Annotated in this window: 28 protein-coding genes and 1 tRNA gene; 12 read left to right on the top strand and 17 right to left on the bottom strand. The window is 27.8% G+C overall.

All coding sequences use genetic code 11. From position 1 onward, the window contains the following. The first annotated feature begins 89 nt into the window (after positions 1-89). From HKP59_RS09265 to HKP59_RS09255, 3 genes are read left to right on the top strand one after another with little or no spacing between them, the layout of a single operon-like run. Complete coding sequence (locus HKP59_RS09265; RefSeq protein WP_291806040.1) at positions 90-818, top strand: hypothetical protein; 729 nt, start codon at positions 90-92, stop codon at positions 816-818. Then, positions 787-1,626: a DUF3822 family protein gene (locus HKP59_RS09260; RefSeq protein ID WP_291806038.1), complete on the top strand. Its 840-nt coding sequence runs from the start codon at positions 787-789 to the stop codon at positions 1,624-1,626. The genes HKP59_RS09265 and HKP59_RS09260 overlap by 32 nt, the downstream gene beginning before the upstream one ends. A 3-nt stretch (positions 1,627-1,629) precedes the next feature. Next, positions 1,630-2,178, top strand: a complete 549-nt coding sequence (locus HKP59_RS09255; RefSeq protein WP_291806036.1) for an RsmD family RNA methyltransferase — start codon at positions 1,630-1,632, stop codon at positions 2,176-2,178. Here the strand turns inward: HKP59_RS09255 and HKP59_RS09250 are convergent. The 5 genes from HKP59_RS09250 to HKP59_RS09230 all read right to left on the bottom strand — a co-directional run bounded on the left by HKP59_RS09250 (position 2,175) and on the right by HKP59_RS09230 (position 7,370). After that, positions 2,175-3,128, bottom strand: a complete 954-nt coding sequence (locus HKP59_RS09250; RefSeq protein ID WP_291806035.1) for an AAA family ATPase — start codon at positions 3,126-3,128, stop codon at positions 2,175-2,177. The two genes, HKP59_RS09255 and HKP59_RS09250, sit on opposite strands and share 4 nt — an antisense overlap. Before the next feature lie 6 nt (positions 3,129-3,134). Continuing rightward, positions 3,135-4,523 (bottom strand): peptidylprolyl isomerase, encoded by a 1,389-nt coding sequence (locus HKP59_RS09245; RefSeq protein WP_291806034.1) that lies wholly within the window; start codon positions 4,521-4,523, stop codon positions 3,135-3,137. A 1-nt stretch (position 4,524) separates the two neighbouring features. Continuing rightward, complete coding sequence (locus HKP59_RS09240) at positions 4,525-5,373, bottom strand: peptidyl-prolyl cis-trans isomerase (RefSeq protein ID WP_291806033.1); 849 nt, start codon at positions 5,371-5,373, stop codon at positions 4,525-4,527. A gap of 7 nt (positions 5,374-5,380) precedes the next feature. Beyond that, complete coding sequence (locus tag HKP59_RS09235; protein WP_291806032.1) at positions 5,381-6,985, bottom strand: peptidylprolyl isomerase; 1,605 nt, start codon at positions 6,983-6,985, stop codon at positions 5,381-5,383. 103 nt (positions 6,986-7,088) lie between these two features. Then, the gene (locus HKP59_RS09230) at positions 7,089-7,370 is read right to left on the bottom strand and encodes a DUF493 family protein (protein ID WP_291806030.1); all 282 of its coding nucleotides are present in this window, start codon (positions 7,368-7,370) and stop codon (positions 7,089-7,091) included. Positions 7,371-7,483: 113 nt separating this feature from the next. Between HKP59_RS09230 and HKP59_RS09225 the strand changes: the two genes are divergently transcribed. From HKP59_RS09225 to HKP59_RS09205, 5 genes are all read left to right on the top strand, one after another. Then, positions 7,484-8,020 (top strand): ATP-binding protein, encoded by a 537-nt coding sequence (locus HKP59_RS09225; RefSeq protein WP_291806027.1) that lies wholly within the window; start codon positions 7,484-7,486, stop codon positions 8,018-8,020. Beyond that, complete coding sequence (locus HKP59_RS09220; RefSeq protein WP_291806025.1) at positions 8,017-9,912, top strand: ATP-dependent DNA helicase RecQ; 1,896 nt, start codon at positions 8,017-8,019, stop codon at positions 9,910-9,912. Before HKP59_RS09225 ends, HKP59_RS09220 begins: the two co-directional genes overlap by 4 nt. Next, a complete protein-coding gene (gene fmt, locus HKP59_RS09215; protein ID WP_291806023.1) occupies positions 9,912-10,856 on the top strand; it encodes a methionyl-tRNA formyltransferase in 945 nt (314 codons plus the stop codon). The genes HKP59_RS09220 and fmt overlap by 1 nt, the downstream gene beginning before the upstream one ends. Before the next feature lie 185 nt (positions 10,857-11,041). Next, on the top strand, positions 11,042-11,314 hold the full coding sequence (locus HKP59_RS09210) for an HU family DNA-binding protein (protein ID WP_291806021.1): 273 nt from the start codon (positions 11,042-11,044) through the stop codon (positions 11,312-11,314). A gap of 98 nt (positions 11,315-11,412) precedes the next feature. Next, positions 11,413-11,970, top strand: coding sequence for a YqgE/AlgH family protein (locus HKP59_RS09205; RefSeq protein ID WP_291806020.1), 558 nt, complete (start codon positions 11,413-11,415; stop codon positions 11,968-11,970). On the opposite strand, the gene HKP59_RS09200 is transcribed toward HKP59_RS09205, so the two are convergent. Both HKP59_RS09200 and HKP59_RS09195 read right to left on the bottom strand, forming a co-directional pair. Beyond that, positions 11,962-12,780 carry an aminotransferase class IV gene (locus tag HKP59_RS09200; RefSeq protein ID WP_291806019.1) on the bottom strand — a complete coding sequence of 273 codons (819 nt, stop codon included), beginning with the start codon at positions 12,778-12,780 and terminating at the stop codon, positions 11,962-11,964. The two genes, HKP59_RS09205 and HKP59_RS09200, sit on opposite strands and share 9 nt — an antisense overlap. A gap of 80 nt (positions 12,781-12,860) precedes the next feature. Next, positions 12,861-13,244, bottom strand: a complete 384-nt coding sequence (locus tag HKP59_RS09195) for an START-like domain-containing protein (protein ID WP_291806018.1) — start codon at positions 13,242-13,244, stop codon at positions 12,861-12,863. A 116-nt stretch (positions 13,245-13,360) separates the two neighbouring features. Between HKP59_RS09195 and HKP59_RS09190 the strand changes: the two genes are divergently transcribed. The 4 genes from HKP59_RS09190 (at position 13,361) to HKP59_RS09175 (ending at position 16,112) form a co-directional block, all read left to right on the top strand. Further along, positions 13,361-13,434 (top strand) — tRNA-Met (locus tag HKP59_RS09190). 52 nt (positions 13,435-13,486) lie between these two features. Then, entirely contained in the window at positions 13,487-14,818 is a 1,332-nt protein-coding gene (locus HKP59_RS09185; RefSeq protein ID WP_291806015.1) for a site-specific integrase, read from the top strand. After that, entirely contained in the window at positions 14,819-15,577 is a 759-nt protein-coding gene (locus HKP59_RS09180) for a hypothetical protein (protein ID WP_291806014.1), read from the top strand. 64 nt (positions 15,578-15,641) lie between these two features. Next, on the top strand, positions 15,642-16,112 hold the full coding sequence (locus HKP59_RS09175) for a hypothetical protein (protein WP_291806013.1): 471 nt from the start codon (positions 15,642-15,644) through the stop codon (positions 16,110-16,112). Between the two features lie 19 nt (positions 16,113-16,131). Here HKP59_RS09175 and HKP59_RS09170 read toward each other — a convergent pair whose 3' ends face one another. The 10 genes from HKP59_RS09170 to HKP59_RS09125 all read right to left on the bottom strand — a co-directional run. Next, entirely contained in the window at positions 16,132-16,872 is a 741-nt protein-coding gene (locus HKP59_RS09170; protein ID WP_291806012.1) for a LytTR family DNA-binding domain-containing protein, read from the bottom strand. Positions 16,873-16,876: 4 nt separating this feature from the next. Beyond that, positions 16,877-19,813, bottom strand: coding sequence for a sensor histidine kinase (locus tag HKP59_RS09165; RefSeq protein ID WP_291806011.1), 2,937 nt, complete (start codon positions 19,811-19,813; stop codon positions 16,877-16,879). A gap of 21 nt (positions 19,814-19,834) precedes the next feature. Further along, on the bottom strand, positions 19,835-20,479 hold the full coding sequence (locus HKP59_RS09160; protein WP_291806010.1) for a PH domain-containing protein: 645 nt from the start codon (positions 20,477-20,479) through the stop codon (positions 19,835-19,837). A gap of 5 nt (positions 20,480-20,484) precedes the next feature. Beyond that, positions 20,485-21,192 (bottom strand): OmpA family protein, encoded by a 708-nt coding sequence (locus HKP59_RS09155; RefSeq protein ID WP_291806008.1) that lies wholly within the window; start codon positions 21,190-21,192, stop codon positions 20,485-20,487. Positions 21,193-21,199: 7 nt separating this feature from the next. Beyond that, entirely contained in the window at positions 21,200-21,682 is a 483-nt protein-coding gene (locus tag HKP59_RS09150; protein WP_291806006.1) for a lipocalin family protein, read from the bottom strand. A gap of 11 nt (positions 21,683-21,693) precedes the next feature. Further along, the gene (locus HKP59_RS09145) at positions 21,694-22,287 is read right to left on the bottom strand and encodes a hypothetical protein (protein ID WP_291806003.1); all 594 of its coding nucleotides are present in this window, start codon (positions 22,285-22,287) and stop codon (positions 21,694-21,696) included. Positions 22,288-22,392: 105 nt separating this feature from the next. Next, positions 22,393-23,280 (bottom strand): sporulation-delaying protein SdpB family protein, encoded by an 888-nt coding sequence (locus HKP59_RS09140; RefSeq protein ID WP_291806002.1) that lies wholly within the window; start codon positions 23,278-23,280, stop codon positions 22,393-22,395. Beyond that, on the bottom strand, positions 23,270-23,785 hold the full coding sequence (locus tag HKP59_RS09135; RefSeq protein ID WP_291806000.1) for an SdpA family antimicrobial peptide system protein: 516 nt from the start codon (positions 23,783-23,785) through the stop codon (positions 23,270-23,272). The genes HKP59_RS09140 and HKP59_RS09135 overlap by 11 nt, the downstream gene beginning before the upstream one ends. Continuing rightward, positions 23,785-24,540 (bottom strand): hypothetical protein, encoded by a 756-nt coding sequence (locus tag HKP59_RS09130; RefSeq protein ID WP_291805998.1) that lies wholly within the window; start codon positions 24,538-24,540, stop codon positions 23,785-23,787. The genes HKP59_RS09135 and HKP59_RS09130 overlap by 1 nt, the downstream gene beginning before the upstream one ends. A 73-nt stretch (positions 24,541-24,613) precedes the next feature. Next, positions 24,614-25,032 (bottom strand): hypothetical protein (locus HKP59_RS09125; RefSeq protein ID WP_291805996.1); only part of this gene is annotated, 419 nt, incomplete at its 5' end.

Raw genomic sequence — 25,032 nt, 5'->3', positions numbered from 1 at the left:
CAAATATACAAATTGATTTATGCCTAAAAATTTTTCTCATTAAAAAAAATTTGTAGATTTGCGTACACACATATTAAAACAATTAAATTATGACCTTTTTGATTATATTAGCTGGTATTGTAGTTACTGGTTTTTTAGCTTATGCAATTGTAAATTTTATTCCAAGAAAATTGCATTGGATTGTATCAATCGTTTTAATTGCACTAGCTGCATTTTTGGTTTATAAAATCAATTTTGAAATTCAAAAGCCTGTTCAATTTAATAAAGAGAAAAAAATTAAGTATGCAGCAGTAATTAAGAAAATGAAAATTCTTCGTGATGCTCAAGTTGCTCATAAGAAAGTTACGGGTAAATATACTTCAAATGGAGAAGGGTTAATTCAGTTTATAGACACTGCTCAATTTGCACTAACACAAACTAGAAATGTTCCTAAAACTATTGATGTTGGTGGTGGGATTACCAAAGAAATTGAAGAAAGAGTTGTTGATACAATTGGATATGAAGCTGTAAAACTTCGATTTGCAGGATTAGACTATAAAAATATGTTAAACATTCCTGGTACTGATCAACAGTTTAAAATTGAAATTGGCGAAATAGAAAAAATAGCTGGTTTAAAAGCTCCTGTATTTGAAATAAAAGTTGATAAAGCTCTTATTTTAAAGGGAATGGATTATAATTTAATTAAACAAGAGAAAGAAGCAATTGGTGGAGAGGAAGTTAGAGGAGAGTTTATAAGAGTTGGTTCTTTGGGTGAAGTTAGTGAAGATGGTAATTGGCCTCCATTCTATGATAAAGGAGATAATCAAGATAACGAATAAAAACGTAGATTTTTTAAATCTGCTAGAAAATCATTTATCCATCCAACTTAGTTTGGATGGATTTTCTTTTTGTATATATAATAAAATTCAAGAAGAAATAGGCATCTTTGCTGTTTACGAATTTCAAAATTGCACCTCTCCATATAAACATTTAGAATTACTAGAAAAGTTATACCGGCAAGTGCCAATGCTGCGGAACAAGTATGATTCTGTTAGTGTTGTTCATTCAAATAATTTAGTTTCACAAGTTCCTAATGTATTTTTAGATAGAAAGAATCTATCTAAATATCTCGAGCATACGGTTAAAGTTCTTGAAGACGATTATATTACTATTGATGAAATATATAATTCTGATATTGTAAACGTATACATACCATTTATAAATATCAATAATTTTTTGTTAGACACTTATGGATCATTTATTTACAAACATTCATCAACCATATTAATAGAAAAATTATTGAATTTTTATAAACATAAAGAAGATGATTTTTGCTTTGTAAACGTAGCTTCAAATAACTTTGAAATTGTTGTTCTTAAGAAAGGAAAATTCATTCTATTTAATTCTTTTAATTTTTCAACAAAAGAAGATTTTATATATTATATCTTATTTATAGCTGAACAGCTAAATTTAAATCCTGAAGAATTTAATTTAGTTCTTTTAGGTGATATTGAAAAAGATTCTGAATTATATACTATATTATTTCAATACGTCAGAAATATTAGCTTTTATAAACCAACTAATTTTCCTTCAGAACTAAATCATATTTCAGCTCACTCACACTTTACATTATTAAATCAATTATAAAAAATGCGAATCATATCGGGAAAGCATAAAAGTAAACGTTTAACTGCACCAAAGAACTTACCAGTTAGACCAACAACTGATATGGCGAAAGAAGCTTTGTTTAATATCCTTAACAATGCATATTATTTTAACAATATTAGTGTATTAGATCTATTTTCAGGAACGGGAAATATAAGTTTTGAATTTGGTTCTAGAGGTACAGAGAATATTACTGCAGTAGACCAACATTTTGGTTGTATAAAATATATAAATGCAACTTCTAAAGCGCTAGATTTATCAATTCATACGATAAAAAGTGATGTATTCAAGTATTTAGAAAAATCTACTGCTAAATTTGATATTATCTTTGCAGATCCACCTTATGAATTTGAAGTAAATTTATTTGAAAAAATAGTGGATCTAATTTTTAATAAAGAGTTACTAAATGAGGATGGGATACTGATTGTTGAGCACTCTAAACATACTGATTTGTCGGGTCATCCATTTTATAATTACTCTAAAAAATATGGAGGTAATATGTTTAGCTTTTTTGAAAAAGAGGCTTCCTCTTAGAACAGCGATTCAATAATTTGTTTTTCAGAAATACCTTCTGCTTCTGCTTTATAATTTTTAACAATTCGATGTTTTAAAATTGAATAAGCTACAGCTTGAACATCTTCAATATCTGGAGAATATTTTCCATGAACTGCAGCATTAGCTTTGGCTCCTAAAATAAGGTTTTGCGAAGCTCTAGGACCTGCTCCCCAATCAATATAATTACTTACAATCTCAGGTGCATTTTCTGAATTTGGTCTTGTTTTTGAAACTAACTTTACCGCATATTCAATCACATTATCAGCAACAGGAATTCTTCTAATCAAGTGTTGAAAATTATTAATTTCTTCTGATGATAATAAAGCATTAATAACTGGCTTTTCATCATTTGTTGTACTTTTTACAACAGCAACTTCTTCATTAAAACTTGGATATTCTAAATTTATTGAAAACATAAACCTATCTAATTGTGCTTCTGGTAAAGGGTAGGTACCTTCTTGCTCAATAGGGTTTTGGGTGGCTAATACAAAAAACGGTTTTGAAAGTTCATAATGATGGCCTGCTACAGTAACAGTCCGTTCTTGCATAGCTTCTAACAATGCTGCTTGTGTTTTTGGGGGCGTTCTATTTATTTCATCAGCTAAAATAATATTACTGAAAATTGGCCCTTTTATAAACTTAAAATGTGTGGTTTCATCTAATATTTCACTTCCTAGAATATCAGAAGGCATTAAATCTGGAGTAAATTGAATTCGCTTAAAATCCAACCCTAAAGATTCTGCAATAGTATGTACAATTAAAGTCTTAGCTAAACCTGGAACTCCAATTAAAAGCGAATGACCTCCACTTAAAATTGACAATAAAATATGTTCAACAGCTTCATTTTGACCAATTATTACTTTACTAATTTCTTGCTTTAAAGCTTTGTATTTTTTCACTAATTCTTTTAATGCAGTAACATCAGACATCGTATATTATTCTTTTTTCCAATTATTTTTAAACTCACATTTCTTAAAATCTTTATTAATTTTTATGTAAGTATCTTGAATTTTAACTTTTGACCATTTATCAATGGTTTCTTCTTGTTTTTTCTGTAATGTTAATTGTTGTATTTTCTCATAATCTTTTGTGAAACTAGCAGTGTGGGCTTCTTCCCTACTTTTAAGTAAAATTATTTTATGCATTTTTTCTCCACCTCTTATTTCATCATAATAAGGTTCTGTAATCTCTCCTCCTACTAAATTACTAACACGTCCGTAAAGTGTAGGATCCATCCGAGTTAAATTAAAACGAGTATCATTAGTTTGAGGATTTAAGATTAAACCTTTATTATTTTTAGTTTCTTTATCTTCTGAATACTTTGCCACAGCTTCTTCAAAAGTAATATCTCCATTCAAAATAGCTGTTCTAATCCTTGCCAATTCGTCTTTTGAGGCTTTTAGCTCAGATGGACTTACTTTTGGCTGAATTAGAATATGACGAGCATCTCTTTCTTGACCTTTAATTTTTTCAACTTGGATAATATGATACCCAAAACCAGATTCAAATGGTTCTGAAATTTCTCCTTCATCTAAACTAAACGCAACCTCTTTAAATTCTTTAATAAAGCCACTCTCACGTGTAATTGTATACTTACCTCCTGCTCCTTCTCCATTTCCTGATACTGCAGGATCATCTGAATTTATAATTGCTTTAAGGTTAAAACTAAAACCGTCTTCAATTTCCTTTTTTATAACATTAAGTTTATCAATTACCCTGTTTATTTCTTCTTCTGAAGGCTTTACAATTTTAACAATTTGGGCTAATTCAATTTCAGCACTAAATTCAGGAAGGTTATTGTCCTTTTCCAAGTTTTTGAAATAGGTTCTAACTTCCTCAGGTGTAACACTTACTTTTTCTGTAATACTTGATCTTTCCTGACGAATTAGTAATTGCTCTTTTTGAATTTCATATAATTCTTTTCTTAAATCTTCTTCATCGTTAAAACCATACATTTCAACTACCTTTTCTATAGCTCCTAATTGCTGAGTAAAATAAGCTATATTCCGTTGAACTTCACTATTAATTTCAGCATCTGTAACAATAACACTGTCTATTACTGCATGATGAGCAAGTAACTTTTGCAACATGAGTTCTTCTAACATTTCACAATCTGAAATATCCACTTTTCCCTCAACTCTTTGCTGTAGTTCTTTTTTAAACTTATCAATATCAGAATCTAATACGATATTTTTACCCACAACTACGGCAACTCCATCAACTTTTATTCGCTCAAAATTATTATTTCCTACATTCAAACTGTCTTGGGCATAGGTTATCATAAAAAATAGCATAAACGCTATTCCTAAACTGTATTTCTTCATCTTAATAAATTTCAAATTGTTGTTTTTTACTTGCATCATCAATTAATGTCTCTTCAATATTTCTTAATAATAATAATTTTCTTTGATGTAAAATCATCTGCTTAATTGTAGGTGTAATATAACTTTTAGGTGAAATATCATTCCTATCTAATACATCTTTAATCGTGACCAAATATAAGCTTAATGAATCTTCTTTTTGAATAAATTTTCCTTTTTTTAATAACTGTTTTTTATCAACCTCTTTCAAAATTTGAGTTTTAGCTAATACATCACTAAACTTGATCCAAATCGAATCATTTAAATGATATGATTTTAAATAAATTTCTTTAGTTATTAAACTGTCTAAATCATCTTTCTTAGTTGATCTAAATAATTTTATGAGCTCGTTTTTATTTAAAATATTCTTTCCGATTTTAATATATTTTAACTTGACTAATTCTTCGTTTAGTTTAAAGTTCTGTTTATTTTTATCGTAAAATTCATCAATATTATCATTTGTAATTTCAGTGTCTAAATATTGCTTTACAACGGCTTCTTTATAAGAGTTAATGAATAAATCTTCGCGATAACTCTTCACTAGTTCTTCAAATTTTTCTGTACTATTTTTTAAATTAATTTGAGCCTTTGATAATAATAAATGCTGCTTTATCCAGTTATTAATAAAGTTATTTGCTATTATGGCACTATCCTGTGGACTCATATCATTTGCAAAAATACTTTTTAAATCTTCCTTGTATAAGTAGGTGTCATTAACTCTTGCAACCGGCTGCCTAGTATCATTTTTAATTGTAAAATAATCACACGAATGTAAAATTGCACCTAGTATGATTACTAAATAAATACGTTTCATAAATAAATTAAAGTTTTAATTTTTTTATCCTCTTATTTTCCTTCTTATTAATTTTAACCTCATATTTATTTCGAAGTTTGTTAGAAAATAAAACCTCTAAATAATTTTGATATTCAGACATAACAGTTCCTCTTATACTTTGAAGCTCTTTACCCTTATATTTCTGTTCTTTATTTTCAATATAATATGTTGAGATACCCAAACTATCTTTTGCTTTATCCCATACTTCTTTTTCTAATAAATCAAAAAGTAGCAATCCTTCTTTAAACTCTTTATAAGCATCCCTGAAATTAGCATTTGAATCTTCTATATGGTCTTTAAAATAATACAACACTTCTTTTTCAGTAAATGCATCAAACGCTTTTTTAACAGAACTAGCTTTAACCGTTTTTAAATAAGTGATAAACTTGGTTTGTGGAATTGAATCACCATTAATATTTAGTAAATTTTTATTAAAATTTTCAGAATGAGTATCCCAATCCTCATTATTAAACTGCTCAAGGGCACCATTATCTACAATAACGCTATATTGTTTAAACAATTTATTTAGAACAGATTTAGTTATTAAATTAGAACGGGTATCCTTTTCAATTTCTTGCGTTAATTTAGCTTCCAATTCCTCAAAACTTTGTAATGGATATTTTTTAATTAACTTCACAATATGCCATCCGAATTTAGTTTTGAATGGTGCTGAAATTTCACCCTCTGTTTTTAATGAAAATGCAACTTTCGAGAAATCCTCAATCATTTTACCGCTTCCAAATTTATTCAATTTTCCACCTTTCATTCCAGTTGCTCTATCTTCAGATACTTTTTTTGCCAATTCTCCAAAATCTATTGAATTATTTTGAAGTAATTTATATATAGAATCTATTCTTGCTTTCGCCAATTCATTTTGATTTTTAAGCATTATATGAGCAACTTCCACTTCTCCTTTGGCATCTCTAATCTCAGAAACCTTTAAAATATGGTAGCCAAATTTTGTTCTGAAGGGCATGGAAATTTCACCTAATGGAGTTGTAAATGCTACATTTTCAAACGGATATACCATTTGCAATGCTGTAAAATAACCTATATCTCCTAAGTTTTCATTTACTGTGGGATCTTTGGAGTATTGCTTTGCAACTTCTCCAAATTCAACACCAGATAACACCAAATTCCTAGCCTCTAACAATTTATTGAAAGTTTCTAATGTATCTTTTGGTGTTGCATCTTGGTTAAGAAAAATTAAAATATGACTAACGCGCACCTCTTTTTTTAATCTTGCATAAGCTTCTTTTACCAACTTTGCTGTTACTTCCTCATCCTTTAAATAAGGTTTTACAAGATTGTTTTTATATTGATTTAATTCATTTTTAAACTTTTGAAAAGTATCGAGCTTAATTAATTTTGCCTCTTTTACTTTTAATTTATAATCAATAAATAACTTTAAATAATCATCTATACTAGTCTTATTATCAGTTACTAAACTTAAATTTTTTTGATATACTTTTATAAATTCATCAGAATAATAAGGTTCTCCATCTATTTTAAATAAAACATGACTATTATCTTGTGAAAAAACTTTTAAAACTGTAAAAAGTACTATTAAAAGTATATACTTTAATTTCATTTATTCAACTAATTTATATGATTCATTCGAAAAGTAAAACACTCATTTTAAATAAAAAACATTGCAATTTATTATATATTTTTGAAGCCTGACGTTAAAAGAATCACAAAGATATTATACCTTCTACTTTTTCAGCTTGTTTGTACTTTAAAATAATGTCGTCTGCTTTTTTCATAACAACAAGTACTGATATACTAATATATTTACCTGTTTTAGAAGAAGTTTTCGTAATTACAGCACCGGTAAAATCAAATAAATCTTCTACCTGCTTAATTTTATCATCATCTGAAGGAACTATAAACTTGAAAAGATATTTTGAAGGAAATACAGTATCTTTCTTTAATTTTTTCTTTAATTTTTTATAAAACTGATCTCTTTTATCCATTTTTATCTATGATAATTACTTAAACATGTTAAGCATTAACTTTTGTTAATATTTAAATGACAAAATTACATGAATATTTTAGTATAATTTAATGATTCATTTATTTTTGTATTATGCAACAAAAAATAGTAATTACAGGAGGGCCTGGAACCGGAAAATCTACCATTATTGAGGAATTAGCAAAGCGAAATTTTACTTGTATGACAGAAATTTCGAGAGAAGTTACCTTAAATGCTAGAAGTAAAGGTATTGAACAATTATTTTTAACTAATCCATTACTGTTTAGTGAATTATTATTAGAAGGTCGAAAAAATCAATATTTAGAGGCTGCCAAAAAAAATAACGATATTGTTTTCTTTGACAGAGGTATTCCTGATGTTCATGCTTATATGAACTATATAAGTATAGATTATCCAGATACATATATTACGCAAAGTAATTTATATAGATACAACTATATATTTCTAATGCCGCCTTGGGAAGAAATTTATATTTCAGATAATGAACGCTATGAAAATTTTGAGCAAGCTTTAGCTATTCATAACCACTTAGAGCGAACTTATAAAGAGTTAAACTATAACATTATAGAAGTTCCAAAGGGAGATATAAATGAAAGGGCCAATTTTATATTGAATGCTATTCAACTATGAGTTCACCTCTAGAAATATTAAAAACCTATTGGAACTATTCAGAATTTAGAGATCCACAAGAAGAAATAATTAAAGCTACTTTACACAAAAAAAATACAATTGTTTTATTACCAACAGGTGGTGGTAAATCATTATGCTATCAAATACCCACGCTACTTTTGGATGGTGTATGTATTGTAATTTCTCCCCTAATTGCTCTAATTCAAGATCAAGTAAATAGTTTAAAAGAAAAAAATATAAAGGCAATAGCGTTAACCTCTCAACTTAGCACTGAAGAACTTATTATTGCTTTTGATAATTTGCAGTTTGGTGGTTATAAGTTTTTATACTTGTCGCCAGAAAAATTACAATCTGCATTTATTCAAGAAAAAATTAAACAATTAAACGTTTCAATTGTTGCAATCGATGAAGCACATTGCATTTCTGAATGGGGACATGATTTTAGACCCTCTTACTTAAAACTAAAAATTTTAAAAGATTTACATCCTGAAGCAACTTTTATGGCTTTAACCGCAACCGCTACTGAAAAAGTTCTAAACGACATTGAAACAAATTTAGATATAAATAACCCGATAACTTTTAAAAAATCATTTAAGAGAAATAATATAAACTATAGTGTTTTAAGTACTGAGAATATCTATGGAAAATTACTTCAAATTGCATATAAAATAAAAGAGTCCATAATTATTTATACAAATAATAGGAAAGAAACTGAAGAAGTATGTGCCATGCTATTAAAAAATAACTTTAAGAGTAGTTTTTACCATGGCGGTCTATCCTCTTCCGAAAAGGAAGCTTCATACAATCGCTGGATGTCTAATGAAACATCTATTATGGTTGCTACTAATGCTTTTGGAATGGGAATAGATAAACCAGATGTTAGAGCTATTATTCACATAAACACGCCTGCCAGTCTTGAAAATTATATTCAAGAGTCCGGTAGAGCTGGAAGAGACGAAAAGGAATCCTTTTCTTTAATTTTAACGAATAACACAAATTTATACAGTGCTTCAAATAATTACACATCTAACACTCCATCGTTTAAATATATTAAAAGAGTTTACGAGCATTTAAATCAATATTTTAGTATAATTCTGGGTGAATTACCTACCCAATTATTTGATTTTTCATTGCAAGAATTTTGCTACACGTACCAGTTGAAATTATTAAAAACCTATAATTCAATAAAGGTTTTAGAGCGCGAAAATATTTTACGCTTAGATGAAGATTATAACAAAAAATCTACAGTAAAATTTTTAGTGTCAAGTAATCAAGTATTTGATTTTATAAGCAAAAACCCATCTAAAAGTAGTTTAATAAACTTAATTCTAAGAAGTTATGGTGGTATTTTTGAACATTTTATTACAATCAATGAATATGGGCTATCAAAAAAATTAAACTGTTCAAAAAATGATGTTATTAATCAATTAAATAATTTGCATTCAAATGGCATCGTACATTATTCTCATGAAAACACAAATTCAAAATTAACTTTTTTAGTAAATAGAGATAGTGAATATACAATCAATAGTATTTCCAAAAATATTGAACAACAAAATAAGTTAAAATTAGAAAAATTAAATGCTGTAATTTCATACATAGAAAATAAAACTACCTGTAGAAATATTCAGCTACTTTCGTATTTTAATGAAACTACAACCGAAAATTGTGGTACTTGTGACATTTGTAAATCTAAAAATCTTGAAAAAGTTGCATTAGAAAAAGTTTCAATTCGTATTAGTAAATTATTAAAAAATAAACCTATGTCTTCAGAAGAAATAATATGTATATTAAATTTTTCTAAAGATGAAGTTTTAGATTCATTAAAAATTCTTCTTGAAAAAAATAAAATTGCAATAACTTCGCAAAATAAATTTAAAAGCAACCTTTAATGAGAGATTTAAGAATTGTATTTATGGGGACACCAGACTTTGCTGTGGCAATTTTAGACAGACTAATTCAAGGAAAGTTTGATGTAGTTGGTGTTATAACAGCCCCAGACAAACCAGCTGGTAGAGGTAGAAAAATGAATGAATCTGCAGTAAAAAAATATGCTGTAAAAAATAACTTAAAATTATTACAGCCTACTAATTTAAAAAGTGAAGAATTCATTCAAGAATTAGAAGCTTTAAACGCAAACTTACAAATTGTTGTAGCTTTTAGAATGCTACCAAAGGTGGTTTGGCAAATGCCAATATACGGCACTTTTAATTTACATGCTTCTCTATTACCTGCTTATAGAGGTGCAGCACCTATAAATTGGGCAATTATTAATGGTGAAACAAAAACTGGTGTCACAACATTTTTTATTGATGAGAAAATTGATACTGGAAATATTATTTTACAACAGGAAGTATTAATTAGAAATGATGAAACGGTAGGTGAATTGCATGATAAATTAATGAATGTAGGAAGCGAGTTAGTGGTAAAAACTGTAAATCAAATTCAGCAAAATACTATTAAAACCTATAAACAACCTAAAATTGAACAAAAGCCTGCTCCAAAAATTTTTACTGAAACTTGTAGAATAGATTGGACAGCTCCAATAAATACTATATATAATTTGATTCGAGGCTTAAATCCATATCCTACAGCCTGGACAATTTTAACAAATGATGATGAAGAAATTAAATTAAAAATTTTCGATATAAAAAAGGAGGTTTTATCACATCAACATTTTTTAGGCACTATTATTACTTCTAAAAATGAAATTAAAGTTGCAGTTACTAATGGATTCATAAAAATTGAAAAACTTCAACTTGCTGGTAAACGAAAAATGGATACTGAAAGTTTATTAAATGGATTTTCATTTTCAAAAAATGCTCGAGTGCAATAACCCTATATTTTAAAGGGCTTAGCGCTTTTTAATGATATTGACCTCCGGTTATTAACATTTCATGTCATTTATTAACAAAAAAGGCATTTTTTTTAGTTAAAACTTGCATAAACCCTTATTCCGTATAACTTTGTTAAGCTTTTATAAGCAAAAAATGTTTAACCAATTAATTTAAAATTCAAGTTATGAACAAATCAGATTTAATTGATGCAATGGCAGCTGATGCTGGTATCACAAAAGCAGCGGCGAAAGCAGCACTAGAATCGTTAACAGACAATGTTACTAAAACTCTTAAAAAAGGTGGAAAAGTAGCTCTAGTAGGATGGGGAACTTGGTCTATTTCTAAAAGAGCAGCAAGAAGTGGTAGAAACCCTCAAACAGGGAAAACTATTCAAATTAAAGCTAAAAACGTTGTTAAGTTTAAAGCAGGAGCTGGATTTAGTGATGCAGTGAACTAAACACATAAGAATACATTCTTATTCTAAAAACTCTCTAATTCTTTAGAGAGTTTTTTTTATAGCTATTTTTTTTTATATTTAAAGAAATTAATATAATTATGAATGTTCACAATCCATCTAAGGGTAAATTGCTAATTTCTGAGCCATCTATTTTGAATGATAAATCTTTCAATAGATCAGTCATATATTTATCTGAACATAGCACGGAAGGATGTATTGGTTTTATTATAAATAAACCTACAGAGTTTATTCTTCAAGATTTAATTAATGATATTAATTGTGATTTTAAAATTTACAATGGAGGACCAGTTGAACAGGAAAATTTATATTTTATTCACAAACTACCTCATTTAATTCCTAACAGTGTTCAAATAGATAATGGTATTTATTGGGGTGGTGATTTCGATATTTTAACAAATTTATTAAATAGCAATACCATAAAACCTACCGATATAAGATTTTTTCTAGGTTATTCTGGTTGGTCTATCACCCAATTAAATGAAGAGTTAGAAGAATCAACCTGGACTGTTGTTGAAAATAAATATCCTAATATTTTACAAGTTAATAGTGACAGTATTTGGAAAAATCAATTGTTAGAATTTGGAGGTGAATATAAAATTTGGGCTAACGCCCCAGTAAACCCAAATTTAAACTAGCTTTTCAAATTCCAAAGTCAACTCTTTTCCTACTTTAGTTTTAAAATTAGTCTTTTTATAAGTTGTAACAACTTGAATACCAACAATTACATTGGTTATAAAAATCTCATCAGCTTTCTGCAAATCAAAAGGAGATATTACACCTTCTTCTAATGTATAATTCTCTTTCTTTGAAATTAGTTCAATAATTTTTTTTCGCACTATTCCCTTAATGCATCCCGAATCAATTAACGGTGTTTTAATACTTGTTCCTTTTACTATAAATATATTCCCATTAATAGCTTCTACGACTTGTTTTTTTTCATTAACTAAAATACAATTATCAAATTTATTTTCAGAAGCATAGATACTTGCCAACACATTTGTAATTTTATTGGTAGTTTTAAGTGTAGATAATAAGCCAGAATATAAATAATAATCTTTGAATAAATCAATTTTATACTCTTCTTTTCTATTGATATTTAAAGGTATAGTTTCAATTAAATAACTTATTTCATTTGAAATTGGCTTATATAAACCACCATCTTTTCTATAAACAGTAACTCTCACTCTGGCATCTTCCAAATTATTTTGAATTAAAGTAGTAGTAATTTCTTCTTCAAAAAATTCCAGTGTAAAATTCATTGGAATCTCCATTCGAAGCATCCGCATAGAAGCCATTAATCTAAAATAGTGATCTTCAATAAAATAGCATTTTAAATCTTTAACTTTTATAGTCTCGAATAGAGCATCTCCATATTTAAAAGCTCTATTAGTTGTATTTAAAACACCTTCTAATTGATTAATTAATTCTCCATTTAAATTTACCATATCTTAAAATTTCGATGCAAATTTACATAAAAAAACCTTGAATTTCTTCAAGGCTTTTTTATATATTATTTCAATTTATACTATGCTCCTATTGTGTGTTTTAGTTCATCTATTTGATTCTCCCAAAACATTTTAGATTCTTCAATTTCATCTTCTTCAGCAAAATCAGTAACAATTAATGAAACATCTTTAGTTATTTCATCAACTTCGACCCTAAATTCAAAATAACTTTTATCATCTTCACCGTCTAACCATTTAAATTTAATTTTTTCATAAGGTCGCTCTTGCAACACTTTTGCTTTTTCTTCAGATCCATCCCATATAAAAGTAAATGTTTCTCCTCTAGAATTAACATTATCTGCAAACCATTCCGACAGCCCTGAAGGCGTACCAAAATATTGATATAGCATATGAGGAGAAGCGTGAATTGGGAACTCTATTTCAAATTTTATTTTTGTAGACATATTCAATTATTATTGTCACAATATATATAAATATTCTATTTAAAAAAAATTTAAATTATTAAAATAAATTATGGCGATAACTATTTTATTTTTTATATTTGCAGCCTCTAATAAATGGCGTGGTAGCTCAGTTGGTTAGAGCGTCGGATTCATAACCCGGAGGTCTGCAGTTCAATTCTGCATCACGCTACAAATTTAAATCTATAAAAACGAACAGTTTAGCTTTCTAAACTGTTTTTTTTATGTCTAATTTAAATGAAATTATTACCTTTAACTTCGAAAGTGCATACGATTGTGCATACGATTTGTCAATGAAAAAGAATTATTCCCCGCCAAAACTATATACTGCCAAAGGTGATTTAAAAAAGCGTTGGTATGTGTATTTTTCTTTCCGAGACCCTAAAACGGGAAAGCTAAAACGAGTGACACCTTTTTATGGAGAAGCTCATAAATACAAGACGAAAGAAGATCGACTTTATGTATTGTCAGCTTACAGAAAAAAAATTCTTGAATTACTAAAAAAAGGATACAATCCTTTTGAGGATAATACGGAATTACAAACCAAACAAAAAGAGTTAGCGAACACTAAAAAAATTGCAAGTAGAAAAACTGAACCTACAACTAAGGTTCAGCCTAAAGTTACAAAGAAAAAACCTGTTGCAATTCATGAAAAAACTATTAAAGAAGCACTAGATTTTGCACTATTAATTAAGAAAAACATTGTAACCGCTAGTACTTATAACGCATATAAAGGGAAAGCGAAAGCATTGCAAGTATTTATTACTAAGAACTATGCTGGTATTACACATATACATTTATTAACTAAAAATATAATGGTGCAATTTTTAAATGATGTATTGCAACGCACCAGTCCTAGAAATAGAAATAATTACCGCTTGGAATTAAGTAGTTTATTTCAAACACTGGAAGACAATGAAATTATAGTTTCAAATTTTTTAAAGAAAATCCCAACTTTAAAAGCAATCCCAGAAAGAAATAAAACGTATACAAAAGAAACTCAAGAAGCTATTTTTAAGTTTTTAGAAACCAAAGATCCTACATTACTATTATACATAAAATTTATATCATATAATTTTCTTCGACCAATTGAAGTATGCAGATTAAAAGTTGGTGACATAAATTTAAGAGATAAAACTATAGCATTTAAAGCAAAAAATAGCCCTTTAAAAACGAAGATTATTCCAGATATTCTAATAGATGAGCTTCCTGATTTATCAAATTTGGATAGAAATAATCCTTTGTTTACAATTCACGGTTTAGGAAACTCTTGGAAAGCAACACCTCATAATAGAAGAGACCATTTTTCAAAACGATTTAAAAAAGTTGTAAAGGAACATTTTAATTTAGGTGCTGATTATACATTATATAGTTTTAGACACACCTATATTACAAAACTCTATAGAGAACTTGTGAAAAACTCATCTCCTTTTGAGGCTAAAAGTAGGTTGATGTTTATCACTGGTCATAGTTCTATGATTGCATTAGAGAAATATTTACGGGATATTGATGCTGCCCTACCCGATGATTATTCTGAATTTTTAAGAGAAAAATAAATGAAGGAACAACAAAATACTTTTTTTCTAAATGAAATGATAGAAACCTTTCTTCATAATTTTATTTATTACATTCCGAGTGAAATTATTCTAGATGGAGTATTAGAGCAAATTGAAAATGAAATTGAGGATGATTTCTTTGATGAGCTATCAATTTTTGATAATTATAATGGAATTGGCATTTTTAATAATGAAGATGCTATAGAAATTAATACAAGACTTTTAGAAAAACGTTCTTTACTTGAACAAAATATTTTTAAACTTTTAGAAAAATCTACAGAGCTTAGTTCATCTGAATTTCAGTTCATTATTAATAAATACTTTGATCAATTAATACTCTATTTATTTTTAACAAAATGGTTGACAGATAATTTAAAAAAATATAATAAGGAAGTACTTCATATAGCGCTTATTGGTGCATTCAAACTTCAACACGAAAATTTTAATGCTCATTTAAGAGATTTATATACCAATTTTGAAAACTTACTTGACTTAGAGAAAGAACACGATTTTTCTATCGTTAATTTTGTGATGATCCATGTGCCAACTATAGTTGCTACATACTCTAAAATCTTGGATAAAATATCAGATAAAAATACTACTGAACAAATTGAAGAACATCATAAAAAAGAATTAGAGAATAATAAGCAACTAAAGAAAAAGATATCGAAAAAGAAAAAAATACGACCTCAAATAAATGATAGTGAGATTGAAAAATTGATTTTAGAACGCGTATTTAAAGTTAAAATAGATTCCTAAAAAAATAAAAAAAAGTAATTATGCGTCAAACATACGTTTGTTTAACGTACAATATTAAAAAATTATGGAAAAACACTTATATATATGTGAATTCTGCCAAAAAGAATTTGAACCAACAAGACGTAAAGTACAAAAATTTTGTTCTGCTACTTGTAGAAGCAAAAACCATCATCATAAAAATAAAATGACGAATAGTACTTCTAAACCAGTGTTATCAGACACTCTTAATGAACCAAAGAAAAATACAATTGAAAAAATAAGTATATCTGGAGTTGGAAATGCTGCACTAGGAACTTTAGCGGCTAATACTGCAACAGCATTTGCTAAGGAAATTTTTGCTACTGAAAATAATAAACCAGCAACAAAAAAAGACATACAGGAATTAAAAGACTTGATAAATACACGTTACTTTGAAGTAAATAATATGTCTACTGATGCTTTTGGTAACAAACCTTATTTTGATTTATCAACAAATAAGATCGTCTATTATAATGAGCAACTACAACGATTTGAGTTGCCCTTTATGGATGTATAAATGTTTAATTATTATTTTGTTATTTAAAACTATTCAGAAAACCTTGTCTTTTATTTCTTGACACTGGTATTTTTGAATTATCAGATAATAAAACATAGCCTTCATTAAAGTATTTTTCGATATGGTCTAAATTTATTAAATGTGATTTATGGACTAAATAAAAATGTTGAGACTCTAATAATTTATTGAAATGACCAATACTGTTAGAACTTAAGATAGATTTTCTTGCTTTGAAATGTATAGTAGTATAGCCATCAGTTCCTTCACAATGTAAAATTTCATTAATTTTTACAAATTCTAGTCCATCTTGCGAAGGAATTACAATTTTCTTATTTTGAAATTTTTGAACGCCTAAATTTTCAATAAGTAACTTGTTTTTTTCTAATGCTGTTTTGTCTTCAATATTTTGAATGGCTTTATTAACTGTAATAACTAAGTCTTGATTGTCTATGGGCTTTACCAAATACCCTATAGCGCAATTATTTATTGCTTCAATAGCATAATTATCAAAGGCAGTAGCAAAAATAATTTCAAAATTTGGTTTTTCTATTTGAGAAAGAAGATCAAAACCACTCATTTCAGGCATGGCAATATCTAAAAAAACCAATTGAGGACGTAATTTTTTAATTAACCCTATCCCCTCTTTTGGACTTTGCGTTTCTGCGACAACCTTAATATTTGGACACAAACGATCTAATTTATTTTTTAGAATTGCTAATGCTTTCCGCTCATCGTCAATTAAAATAGCGTTTATTGTCATTTTATTAATGAATTTGTTTAAAAGTTAATGTAACAATGGTTCCTGTTTCTTTGTTTTCAATTTTAGAACGATCTTTTATTTCATATTTAATATTCCATTCTTTACTTTGATTTAATAAGTCTAATCGTTCTTGCAATACGGCTGAAGAATTAGATTTATAATTTTTTGAAGATGCCTTAAAAATAGCTTTCGCTTTATTTATGCCAATACCATCATCTTCAATTATTACTTGAAAGGTGTCATGATAATGTTGCTTAAAAGAAACCTTAATCAAGCCATTCTCCATTTTATGAAAAATTCCGTGATTTACGGCATTTTCTATAATAGGCTGCAACAACATTGAAGGTATTAATTGATCATCTACATCAATTTTATCACAAACTGAAATAACATAATTTAATTTTTCTTCAAACCGTAGTTTTTCCATTTCTAAATAACTGGTTAATAAATCCAACTCTTCTTTTATGGTTACAGTTTGCCGTCTGGAGTATTCAAAGAATAAACGAATAAGTTGTGAAAACTTTGATAAATAATTTTCAGATAATTCAACTTCATTGCGTTGTATAAAATACTGAATTGCATTAAGTGAATTATGCACAAAATGTGGATTCATTTGGCTACGAAGTGCTTGTAATTCTAGCCCTGCAACACGTTTTTCTTGAAGCATTTTTTCTTGAGCCTTCTTTCTAATAGTTTGAATAATAACCTTGTTAAGCCTTACAAATAAAAATAATAACAATATTAAAAATCCTATTTTTGCAAATGTAGTTTGCCACCAAGCTGGAATAACATTTAAATATTGCCTCGATATTATTTGGTTGTTATGTTGATCTGTAGCAAGTACTTCAAAAGTGTATAATTTAGGTGATAAATTAGAAAAATTAACTGTTTTAGTTTGTGTGTTTGTCCATTTTTTTTGAGTAGGCAACAATCTATATTTAAAAGCTATATGTTCTTGGTTTACATAATTTTGCAATGCAAACGTAATAGCTATATTATCGCGAGCACCGTTTTTATAGCTTAAAGTATCATTTTTGGTTTTAAAATAGAGTTTGGGTTGCTGCTTATAAACAGTGCTTTTAAGATTCAATCTAACCAAACCTAAATCGCTAGCAACATACAATAAACTGTCCTGTTTATAAATATCATTAGTGTTATTTTGCAATAAACCATCAGCTTCGTAAAAGGCATCTATTGTATTAGATTGTGTTCCTCCTTTTAGGTTTAATTGTATTTTTTTTATTCCTTTTTGGGTGGCTAACCACAGGGTATCTTCCTCTTTTAAAATACTTTTAATGGACAACCCATCGGTTTCATTTAAATGGATTAGTTCTTTATCATCAAATAAATAAACACCTCTTCCATCAGTACCAATTAAAAGTTGTTCTCTTATTGCTGATAAAAAACTTATTGACACGTTGAGTAAATCATTTTCCAATTTTGGTCTTACCAATGAATCACCAGCAAGTTTAAATAAACCATCACTACCACCAACATAAAGTTGATTACTAAAGAATGCTCCATTTTTTAGGCCTGATTTTTGAACTATAACCTTTGAATACTCATCTCCTTTAATCGTTTTTACAATTCCTTGACTAGTTATATAATAATAACTATCATTGTGATAAACTATATCTTTAGCACCAGAAGTATTACCATTAATGAAAAGATTATCTTTAGTATTTACAAAATTTAAGACTTCAAGGGCATTATTTTTTAAAATATATGATTTATTAGCAGTAACAAATAGATGTTGATTTGAGAGGTCGTATTTTTTCATTTGATAAATTTCACTATGAGGAATATTAAATTCTAATAAAGATTGAGTTTTGTTAGTTCTTACATCTAACTTATAAAACCCTTTATTATTAATACCTGCATACAAATTATTCTCAATTGCATTAATTTTCTGAACCTTTAAGTTGTTAAAATAAGTGTTAGTTTGTAATTGTGTATTAGGAATAAGTGAAATACCTTTAGAAATACTGGTTAACCATACATTACCAGAACTATCTTGATAACTATACTGCCCTAATTCTTTTGAAAATGAATATTTTTTCTTTACGTTTAATTGATAATCAAAAATAATTAAATGACCTGGAATGCTAATTTGAAATTCATGGGTTAAACTTTTGCATTTAAAGTATTTGTGTTTTTCACTACCAATTAACTCTTTATAATTTATAAACTGTGTAGTTTTATTATTAAAATTTATAAAAAGTACACCTGTATCAAAGGTAAAGAACGCAATTTGATTATACATGAGTCCTGTTTCAATAATTTGAGCACTGACCAATAAATTTTTATTTTCAATAGGTATAGAAATAGTATGTTTAAACTTAAAATCCCAATCATATACCAAAATTTGATTATCTATTAAGTTTAAAATAACAAATTCTTTGGTTTGAGGGTTTACAAGACTACTAAATTTCTCAATTTCAGTTAAACCGTATTTACTTATAATTTCTAATGATAATTGTTTAGATTTTTCAATGTTAAACCCATCATTTACTAGTTGGTTATTCTTCATAGTTTTAATACCATTACTGTAAAACCATAAATTATCTGTTGTTTTAGAAATAAATCTAGGAGTTAGTACCTCTTTATTGTTTGTTGCAAATTTATAAATACTATCTTTTTTTATATAACCCTGATATGCACTTTTAGAGAAGTACCATAGTCTGCCTTGGTAATCAGTTTCTAGCTTCCAAGTATCATTGTTTGGTAAACCATCTTTTATAGTAAAAATTTTAAAATTTTCTCCATCATATTTTACGATACCTTGTTTGGTTGCAAACCACATAAAGCCATTGGTGTCTTCTGCAAGATCATAAACATGGTTGGTGGGTAACCCCTGTTTGGTTGTATAACGTATGGGTTCTTGAGCAGTAAGTTTACTACTTATGATAATTAAAAATAATATTGCACGATAATTTTTCACATTTTAAAGATAGTAGTTTTTTTATTTAATGTCCCTTTTCATTTTTTCAGTTTCTTGAACAAAATCTTTGTAACCTTCTAAATTACTTTCAAAATCTGCTCTACCAGAATGTATCCCTTCTTTGCGAGACGATAATCCTTTTTGAGCTAATTTATAAACTTGATAGGGATCTTTTATAAATCTAAATCTATCATAAGCTGTTTTGCTACCGCGTTTTCTACTTTGTGTTATTCTACCAGTATCCATTAAAATTGTACCTGAACCAAATAGTTTTCCAATTAAATCAACATTCACAAAAGAACTTTTAATTTGATCATAATAAATAGAACGTATATCCGCTCCAATAATCCCTGATTTTATTATGAGGCGCTTGTTTGTTACCAAGTAATCAGTTGCCTTAAAATTCATATAAAAAGCAAATGGAATTAGTACCGAAATACCAATTAAAACAAAAAGAATTATTTTAAATACTTGTGTTGGATTACTTCCTAATTTTACTGTTTTATGCGCAGCAACGTCACCTAAATTAAAAAATAAAAGTAATGCAATAAATAATGCTACTCCTGAACAAAGAAAGGCAATTGTTAATAGTGATTTTAAATCTTGCTTACCACTCCACAGTACTTTCTCTTCAGTTTCTAATATATATTCAATTTCTGGATTCATTTTTTTTAATTTTTGGCCTTTTCATTGGCATCATCAATCATTTTTTGATTAGGCTTTATTGATATATTTACACGCCTATTTTTAGCTCTACCAGTTGATGTATTATTATCAAATACAGGTTGAGTTTCTCCAAACCATAATGTAGTTATACGATCTATATTAATACCTTTTTGATAAATTAAATAATTGGTAACAGATTGGGCTCTAGATTTCGATAAATTTAAATTTGATGAGGCAGTTCCAACACTATCAGTGTGTCCTTCTACTATAATATTGGTATCGGTATATTCTAGTAAAACATTAGCAAGTTTATCCAAAGTTTGTTTAGAGCTTTCATTTAAATTCATTTGACCCGTTGGGAAATAAACGCCACTGTTTTCATCAAAAGTGACTATAATCTCGTCATTAATTCGCTCTACTTTGGCACCTGGAATTTCTTCTTCAATTTTTTGAGATTGTTTATCCATTCTGTTTCCAATAAGAACGCCGGCAGCACCACCTAGAACGCCACCTATAACTGCCCCTTCTGTACCTTTACCACCTTTACCTAAATTATTACCCAAAACACCACCTATAACAGCACCGGCAGCAGCACCTATTGCACCCCCTTTTTGTTTATTATTTGCATTTTTAACAGATTTACAACTTGTATAATTTAACGCTATAGTAATCGTTATAAATAATACAATCATTTTTTTTAGTTTTGCTTTCATAGTGTTATTATTTTATAAAATTCATATTAATTAAAAACGGGCTTCCTTCAACAAAAAGCGATAATTGCCATTGCATATTCGTATCAGATAACTGTGTTAGCTTTAAACGATATCCTTTATCATTATTTTCACTTTTTCCCTTTGCATTAGTTGGTTTCAATAAAAAATCATGTAACCCAGTTATTTTGTCTACTTCTATAATTGTAAACTTAAAATAACGTAATTGTTGATCACAACTAGTACTTTTTAAGGTATAAGTACCACTATTATTATTACTTATAAATTGCCAAGTACTGCCTTCGAAACAATTTTGAGCTGCGTCATCAAAAAGTGATATTTTAAAGTTATCTGATTTGTCGTAAGTTATTTGGTTCAAGGTCCAATTTCCTTTTATCACACGTTTGGATTGCCTAACGACTTTTGTACTTCCACATGATGATGTTATTAATAGTAAGATTAGAAAAGGTGTTAATATTTTTAATTTTTTCATGAAATTTTAGTTTAAAAAATTATTTTTATTGGATATTTCCACTCATTTGTCTTTTGATTTTTCCTAAATTCTAAAGTTTTAACATGGGTATCATTTGGATATTCTTTTCCGCTGCCAGCATAATCTTTTTCATTAGGGTTATTAAATGGCGATTTAGTTTTTTTGAACTCCACATCTACTTCCGCTTTAAAGTCGTTTAGCAATCTAATATCTTTAACAGCTACTGCATTAAATTTTAATGTTTTCAAAATTACTGTACCATCAGGTTTTCTCTCCAATATATAGGGTTCTGCAGCTTGTGTAGTAACTATTTTATAAGGTCTATAACTAGTCGATGGATTTGGGATATCTGAACGTAACTGTGTAGTTAAATATCCGTCATTATATAGTTTTGAGTAATAAGATGAGCCATTAGCGATATCACTGACAGATTTTATATAAATGTTAGATAGTTTTGTTTTAAACACCACAGGACTTAAAGCTTCTTTTTCTGCTAAGTGCTCTAAAACGTACTCTTTAGTTAATAATCCCTTGTCATTAGCACAAGAACCAATGAACATAACAAACCCAAAAATTGAAATTAATTTTAATATTTTTTTCGTCATTTTTTATTAATGATTAATTTTAAATAAAATACAATTTAAAACATATTTAGAAGTAATTAATTAATCTAATTTTAGTTTGAAAATTGTTATGTTTTATTTAGATTTTTATAATTTAATGTTGATATTTTTTGGGAAAAAATATAGTATTGATGCAGCCGTCATGGTTAAACCAAAACTTACAAGACCATGAATTAGCGCAATTAAAAAATGAAATAAAAAGGCCATTATAAATAATAGTTTCCAATTCCAATTATTTCTTTTAATAAAAAGCCAACTAAATAAAGTTAATTCAAAAAGAATAGTGCCCCAAGTTATTGAAATGACAACGATTTTGGAAGACAGTAAAAAGTAAGTTAAATTTATTAAACTATCTGAAACACCAAAAATGTTATGGGTAAACCAATAATAAACGGCAGTACCATTTTGCCATTCTGTTACAAATATTTTAGCAACTCCAGCGTGAAAATAGATTATTCCTATTTGCAATGTTATTATTGCATAACAAGACCAAACAAATAGTTTTAATTTTTTATTTTCTCTAATTTTTGGTTTATGCCAATGATTTATTCGATTATCGGTTAAAGCTAATGGAATTATTAATAATGTTAAAATAGATGATATTTGATCACCGCCTTCAATAATTATTCCTGAGAAAGTATAACTTAACGCAACCCACCAATGTAAAAAAGATGTAATTTGAGGTAAAATTCCTGAAATTACTATAATAAGTATAGCAATACAAATCCAGTAAGCAATAATCATGTTATCATTAAACAGATAAAATATACTAAGTTTTTCTATATCAAATATTTGCTGTTTTAACAATTCTCCATTTACTTTAGGGAATAAATTGTCGAACCCAGAAAAAATCAAAGTTAATAATAGGCTGAACGCCAATACAGATCTAGCTAAGCCATAAACATTTGTCCAAGGGTTTAAGGTTGAATATTTATTTATAATAGAATCTAAACTATATTTTAAATCATTTAACATAAATTCTTGCGTAATTGTATGGCATAACTAAATTTTTGTGATTTTTTGACCAAGCCCAAGGAATTCTTTCTTGTTTAACAATAAAATATTCACCAATCATATTTTTTGGATAGAATGAACTCATAATAGTGTCATATTTAATGTTATCAAATTTAAGCTCATTTGGTTTTCCTTTGACCCACATATTTTCATCTATTTTTGAGAGTATTGTTCCTAGCTCTATATTATGTAATCTGCTTTTTCTAGAAATTCCCAAAAAACTTGATAGAGAACTATTTTGTTCAGTTATTTTGACAAGGGAATCATTATGACTTTTGTATACAGTTATTAATTCTTCTCGTGGGTTCCTTGTGAAAAATCCCCATCCTTGAGGTATAACACTAAATATTATTGTTTTATTTAAAAAAGATTTATTGCTAGGTATTGGAAATGAAGCCATAAATATATTTATTAATATAGCACTCCAAAAGATTAAAATAAAAAAAGAAAATAAATATTTTTTCATTATTTTATATTTAATAAGTACAAATCATTAATTAGTATTTCACTATTTAACTCATTACTAGGATTAATACTACCATTAGTAACTGTTACATCAGTATCAATAGCAGCATACCTTTCAATGGCCCAAGCAGCATATACATATGTCATAGCTGCTGCGGCATGAACAGCAACTACATAAGCGGCTGCCACTAATACAATCCCTGCAAAAATACATTGTCCCTGAAAAAAATCTTGATTTAACGACCCAATATTTGCAATGGACAGCGATAAACTATCATAATTTATTGTTCCGTCACTATTTTTATGTTCTTCAATATTAATTTTGCTAACAACCTTGTCTAGATCGTCTTTTTGTTGTTCATTCAGATATTTGTCTAAGGTTGTTTTTAGTAATAGTTCAGCACCAGATTTTAGTGATTCTTCAATTTGTAATTGATTTTTAGATTGAATGCTTTTTTTAAAACTATTAAAATAAGTAGTGTTTTTCTTTTCAATTTCATTTAAAATTTCCGCTACTTTAATAGAATAATTTATTTTATCATCTTGTGCTAGTTTTTTTAATTCTAAATAACTAAATGAATTCAAAATTGAAGGGACATGGTTGATAAAATCACCATGAGTAAAAAAGATTCCTTCAAAAATTTCTTTTCCGGTAAATTCTATAACTTCAGGTTCAAAGGAGTCAGAATCGTTTGAACAGCTAATTGAAAGTATTAAACAAAGAGTCAATAGAATTAAATTTTTAATTTTTTTCATAATTTTATATTTATTTAGAAGGATTTTAAAGTAATTTGATTCTAATTATTTATGGATTTTAAGAAAAAACGATTTATTGAAAATCAAGATTTACTAAGTCTTTAATCATTAGTTCAGTAGATAGGTCGTCATCATGTGGCTGACCTAAAATAATACATACAATAACGTGAAATTCAACAACAATTCCAGCATAGATTTGATGTGTGTATGCATAAGCATAATCAACAACAATTTTTTCGCCTAAGGATGAGCTGAATTTTGTAGAACCTAGCTCAACTATGGCACCTTGTAATTTTTCACGATTTAAAAAGCCATTATTATCTTTAAAATCTTCAATATTAATCTGTTCAACTAAGGAACTTAAGTCTTCTAGCTGTTTTTTAGTTAGGGTTGATTCAAATGTTATTTTTTTTATAAATTCACCTCCATCTTCAATGGCTTTTTGTATTGCAATGGGATTTTTTGATTTTATTATATCTTTAAAATTATTGA

Source organism: Lutibacter sp., from assembly GCF_013041805.1.
Taxonomy (GTDB): domain Bacteria; phylum Bacteroidota; class Bacteroidia; order Flavobacteriales; family Flavobacteriaceae; genus Lutibacter.
Note: the sequence above shows the minus strand (reverse complement) of the source record. Positions and strands in the feature narration are given on the sequence as shown.

Coding starts and splice junctions, on each gene's coding strand:
- HKP59_RS09145 (WP_291806003.1), bottom strand. CDS start 22,287: ATGACGAAAAAAATATTAAAATTAATTTCAATTTTTGGGTTTGTTATG.
- HKP59_RS09160 (WP_291806010.1), bottom strand. CDS start 20,479: ATGAATCCAGAAATTGAATATATATTAGAAACTGAAGAGAAAGTACTG.
- HKP59_RS09185 (WP_291806015.1), top strand. CDS start 13,487: ATGTCTAATTTAAATGAAATTATTACCTTTAACTTCGAAAGTGCATAC.
- HKP59_RS09195 (WP_291806018.1), bottom strand. CDS start 13,244: ATGTCTACAAAAATAAAATTTGAAATAGAGTTCCCAATTCACGCTTCT.
- HKP59_RS09225 (WP_291806027.1), top strand. CDS start 7,484: ATGCAACAAAAAATAGTAATTACAGGAGGGCCTGGAACCGGAAAATCT.
- HKP59_RS09210 (WP_291806021.1), top strand. CDS start 11,042: ATGAACAAATCAGATTTAATTGATGCAATGGCAGCTGATGCTGGTATC.
- HKP59_RS09150 (WP_291806006.1), bottom strand. CDS start 21,682: ATGAAAAAATTAAAAATATTAACACCTTTTCTAATCTTACTATTAATA.
- HKP59_RS09230 (WP_291806030.1), bottom strand. CDS start 7,370: ATGGATAAAAGAGATCAGTTTTATAAAAAATTAAAGAAAAAATTAAAG.
- HKP59_RS09155 (WP_291806008.1), bottom strand. CDS start 21,192: ATGAAAGCAAAACTAAAAAAAATGATTGTATTATTTATAACGATTACT.
- HKP59_RS09245 (WP_291806034.1), bottom strand. CDS start 4,523: ATGAAGAAATACAGTTTAGGAATAGCGTTTATGCTATTTTTTATGATA.
- HKP59_RS09140 (WP_291806002.1), bottom strand. CDS start 23,280: ATGTTAAATGATTTAAAATATAGTTTAGATTCTATTATAAATAAATAT.
- HKP59_RS09255 (WP_291806036.1), top strand. CDS start 1,630: ATGCGAATCATATCGGGAAAGCATAAAAGTAAACGTTTAACTGCACCA.
- HKP59_RS09205 (WP_291806020.1), top strand. CDS start 11,413: ATGAATGTTCACAATCCATCTAAGGGTAAATTGCTAATTTCTGAGCCA.
- HKP59_RS09180 (WP_291806014.1), top strand. CDS start 14,819: ATGAAGGAACAACAAAATACTTTTTTTCTAAATGAAATGATAGAAACC.
- HKP59_RS09135 (WP_291806000.1), bottom strand. CDS start 23,785: ATGAAAAAATATTTATTTTCTTTTTTTATTTTAATCTTTTGGAGTGCT.
- HKP59_RS09175 (WP_291806013.1), top strand. CDS start 15,642: ATGGAAAAACACTTATATATATGTGAATTCTGCCAAAAAGAATTTGAA.
- HKP59_RS09200 (WP_291806019.1), bottom strand. CDS start 12,780: ATGGTAAATTTAAATGGAGAATTAATTAATCAATTAGAAGGTGTTTTA.
- HKP59_RS09170 (WP_291806012.1), bottom strand. CDS start 16,872: ATGACAATAAACGCTATTTTAATTGACGATGAGCGGAAAGCATTAGCA.
- HKP59_RS09130 (WP_291805998.1), bottom strand. CDS start 24,540: ATGAAAAAAATTAAAAATTTAATTCTATTGACTCTTTGTTTAATACTT.
- HKP59_RS09235 (WP_291806032.1), bottom strand. CDS start 6,985: ATGAAATTAAAGTATATACTTTTAATAGTACTTTTTACAGTTTTAAAA.
- HKP59_RS09240 (WP_291806033.1), bottom strand. CDS start 5,373: ATGAAACGTATTTATTTAGTAATCATACTAGGTGCAATTTTACATTCG.
- fmt (WP_291806023.1), top strand. CDS start 9,912: ATGAGAGATTTAAGAATTGTATTTATGGGGACACCAGACTTTGCTGTG.
- HKP59_RS09265 (WP_291806040.1), top strand. CDS start 90: ATGACCTTTTTGATTATATTAGCTGGTATTGTAGTTACTGGTTTTTTA.
- HKP59_RS09260 (WP_291806038.1), top strand. CDS start 787: ATGATAAAGGAGATAATCAAGATAACGAATAAAAACGTAGATTTTTTA.
- HKP59_RS09250 (WP_291806035.1), bottom strand. CDS start 3,128: ATGTCTGATGTTACTGCATTAAAAGAATTAGTGAAAAAATACAAAGCT.
- HKP59_RS09220 (WP_291806025.1), top strand. CDS start 8,017: ATGAGTTCACCTCTAGAAATATTAAAAACCTATTGGAACTATTCAGAA.